The 439-nt window shown below is 53.5% G+C and carries 1 protein-coding gene; it reads left to right on the top strand.

Annotation, left to right across the window (positions count from 1 at the left end; genetic code table 11):
- Positions 1-439, top strand: a 439-nt coding sequence (locus tag Q4563_RS16255) for a UvrD-helicase domain-containing protein (protein ID WP_303605216.1), incomplete at both ends; no start/stop codon positions are given.

Below are 439 nucleotides of genomic sequence, written 5' to 3'. Positions count from 1 at the left end.
ATATTCTGGTGGACGAATTCCAGGATACCAACAATATCCAATATGCCTGGATTCGTTTGCTGGCCGGTAATACCGTATCAGTTATGGCAGTGGGGGATGACGATCAGTCGATTTACGGCTGGCGGGGTGCGAATGTGGGCAATATCCGCAACTTCCAACAGGACTTTGCGGGTGCAGAAATGATCAAGCTGGAGCAAAACTATCGCTCCACGGCGACGATTCTGGATGCCGCCAATGCCGTCATCAAGAACAACAGTGGCCGCCTGGGCAAGGAGTTACATACCACCGGTGCCAAGGGTGATCCGATTCGTCTGTACCGTGCGTTTAATGAGCAGGACGAAGCACGTTATATCGCCGATCTGGTGGATGTCTGGGCCAAGCAGGGGCGTGCCCGGGTCGATATGGCCATTCTCTATCGCTCCAATGCGCAATCCAGAAC

It is taken from the genome of Gilvimarinus sp. 1_MG-2023, assembly GCF_030548285.1.
Note: the sequence above shows the minus strand (reverse complement) of the source record. Positions and strands in the feature narration are given on the sequence as shown.